Origin of the sequence: Acetobacter garciniae (assembly GCF_017377735.1) — a bacterium.
In the GTDB taxonomy this organism is placed as follows: domain Bacteria; phylum Pseudomonadota; class Alphaproteobacteria; order Acetobacterales; family Acetobacteraceae; genus Acetobacter; species Acetobacter garciniae.
Map to the genome: position 1 here is coordinate 1 of NZ_JAFVMH010000029.1, position 2599 is coordinate 2599.

Sequence of the window (2599 nt, forward strand, 5' to 3'; positions counted from 1 at the left end):
CGTAAGCATCCGGCGGGAGACGCGGGCGTATTCAGGCGGCGATGGTATTGTGGACCTGCTGGTGGGCTTTCCAGTGCCAGGGCAGGAGTTCATGGAGGCGTGGATTGGGGATGTCATTGATCCGTGCCAGGACATCAGCGAGCCATGCATGGGGATCGACATCGTTCAGGCGCGCGGTGACGATCAGGGAATACATGGCGGCGGCGCGCTCTCCGCCACGATCGGACCCGGCGAACAACCAGGCTTTCCTGCCTAGGGCGATGCCGCGCAGGGCGCGTTCTGCTGCATTGTTCGTCAGACAGATACGGCCATCTGTGAGGAATCGTGTGAATGTATCGGCACGCCGTAGAAAATAGTTCATGGCGTGGGTAACGGGATTTTTGCTCGACATGCGCCGGCAACACTCCCGCATCCAGTCGAACAGATCGTCGACCAGAGGGGCTATGTCTGTTTGACGGACTGCCAGCCGATGTTCTGGGGGCGTACCGTTGATGGTGCGCTCGGCTTGGAATATGGCGTCGATCCTGCCTACTGCCTCTATGGCGAGGGGCGCCTTGTCCCTCTCGGCGATTTTGAACAGCCCTCTGCGTCCGTGGGCCCAGCATCCGGCGGAGACAACCGGCGCGGGTTGGCGTCCCGGTTTCGCCAGAGTATTGTAACCCGCATAGGCGTCTGACTGCAGAATGCCGGTCCAGCCGGTGAGATGGTCCGTGGGATGTTCGCCCTTGCGGTCCCGGGAATACCGGAACCAGACGGCTGGCGGTGCTGGCCCACCAAATGGACCATCATCACGCACGTAATTCCACAATCGTCCGGTGACTGTCCGGCCTTTCGCCAGAACCGGCACGGTGGTGTCATCCGCGTGCAGGCGTTGTGCCGCCAGCACATGCGCCCGGATCAGCGTAGTCAGGGGGGCCAGCGTCGCGGTGCAGGCTCCCACCCAGTCGGCCAGCGTTGATGTGTCGAGATCGATCCCTTCGCGGGCAAAGGCATCGCTCTGGCGGTTCAGCGGCAGATGCTGCAGGAACTTGTCGCACAGGATGGTCGACAGCAGCCATGGGCCGGCGCGTCCGCGCGCGATCGGATGGAAAGGGGCGGGTGGCTGGGTGATGCTCTCGCAGTCCCGGCAGGTGAACTTCTCCCGCACCGTCTGGATGACCTTGAACTGGCGCGGGATCACCTCCAGCGTCTCGGTGACGCTCTCCCCCAGTTTGCTCAGACGATCGCTGCCACAGCACGGACACTGTGTCGGTGCGGGGATGACGACCCGCTCGCGCGGCAGATCGGCACGCAGGGGCTGGCGCCCCCGGTTGCTCCTGGGTGCTGTCGCACGGACGGCGGGATCCGCCGCATTTTCGGGCGCGTCCTCGGCGAGTGTCGTCTCCAGCTCTTCCAATTCGAGTTCGAGCTGGGCCAGCAGGCGGCGCCCCCGTTCCGACGAGGCACCGAAACGGTCCTGGCGCATCCGCGCGATAAGATGTTTGAGATGGGCAATCTGCGCTTCGGCGCTGGCCGCGCGTGCTTCTGCATCAGTGGCCCGGATTTCGGCAGTAGACGCCCGGAGTTCGGCGACCTGGGCACGCGCCTCGGCAGCGGCAAGTGCTGCGCGCAAGGCGATGATGTCGTCCGTGTCTCCCGTCATGAAGGCAGTTGATCACATGGGCACTCAAAAGGGTACCAGTATATACTGGCCTGACGCAGTTTTTATTATCCCGCCAGTTCAGGTCTCCATGTTTTCTGCGGATTGCGCCAGTCCACACCCTCCAGCAGACAAGTCAATTGTGACGGGGAGAGATGGATCGCTCCGTCCTTTGCCGAAGGCCACAGGAAATGCCCGCGCTCGATCCGCTTCGCATATAAGGAAAGGCCGATCCCATCGTGCCAGATCAGTTTCACCAGGTCGCCGCGTCGGCCCCTGAAGGCATAGACGTCACCCGCGAAAGGGTCACGACCCAGTGCTTCCTGGACCTTCAACGCCAGCCCGGGCATCCCCAGGCGCATATCGGTCACGCCGGCTGCCAGCCATATCCTCAGCGTGGAGGGAAGCGGGATCATGACCGCAGTGCGCCCACAATCTCACGCAGACGATCAGCGGACAGCCCTGTGTCGAACTCCAGCCGCACACCGTCCGGAAAGACCAGGCTGACGGCTCGGCCGGACAGCGTTCCCTGTTCTCTCCGACGCTCCAATGGCTGCGGCTCGGGGGCCGGGGCCACCATGACAGGTATGAACGATGTCCCGCCTTTGGCCTGCGCTTTGGCCCGAGCCTCTCGCCGCCAACGAAACACCAGACTGGGATGGATCCCATACTGTGCAGCCACCTCCCTTATGGGGCGTCGGCTCTCGTAGGACGCGATGACCACTCGCGCGCGAAATTCAGGGGCGTGCCAGCGGCGGCGATCCGAAACGATTTCGATCCGCGAGGCGTCCGCCAGCCTGTCCCGCTCATCGGTCTCTCTACCGCTCCTTTGGAGCCTCTCTGCGGTACTACCTGCGACACTCGCAGGTAGTACCGCGTCCCTATCTCTTAAATCGTTCATGCTTCATAGCTGAACCAGACCAGAAATATTCAGCAAGGCGTCAGTCGCCGGGAGCTTAC

3 protein-coding genes are annotated in these 2599 nt (G+C 62.9%); all 3 read right to left on the reverse strand.

Annotated elements, in window-relative coordinates:
• Positions 1–31 precede the first annotated feature (31 nt).
• The 3 genes from tnpC to tnpA all read right to left on the reverse strand — a co-directional run bounded on the left by tnpC (position 32) and on the right by tnpA (position 2540).
• Positions 32–1642, reverse strand: a complete 1611-nt coding sequence (gene tnpC / locus J2D77_RS17005) for an IS66 family transposase (protein WP_095351979.1) — start codon at positions 1640–1642, stop codon at positions 32–34.
• A gap of 65 nt (positions 1643–1707) precedes the next feature.
• Entirely contained in the window at positions 1708–2055 is a 348-nt protein-coding gene (gene tnpB, locus J2D77_RS17010; RefSeq protein ID WP_019092242.1) for an IS66 family insertion sequence element accessory protein TnpB, read from the reverse strand.
• A complete protein-coding gene (gene tnpA / locus J2D77_RS17015; protein WP_052279943.1) occupies positions 2052–2540 on the reverse strand; it encodes an IS66-like element accessory protein TnpA in 489 nt (162 codons plus the stop codon). Before tnpA ends, tnpB begins: the two co-directional genes overlap by 4 nt.
• Positions 2541–2599 lie beyond the last annotated feature (59 nt).

What these genes read in the sequence shown, in the direction of transcription:
- tnpA (WP_052279943.1), bottom strand. Translation starts at nt 2,540, where the DNA reads ATGAACGATTTAAGAGATAGGGACGCGGTACTACCTGCGAGTGTCGCA.
- tnpC (WP_095351979.1), bottom strand. Translation starts at nt 1,642, where the DNA reads ATGACGGGAGACACGGACGACATCATCGCCTTGCGCGCAGCACTTGCC.
- tnpB (WP_019092242.1), bottom strand. Translation starts at nt 2,055, where the DNA reads ATGATCCCGCTTCCCTCCACGCTGAGGATATGGCTGGCAGCCGGCGTG.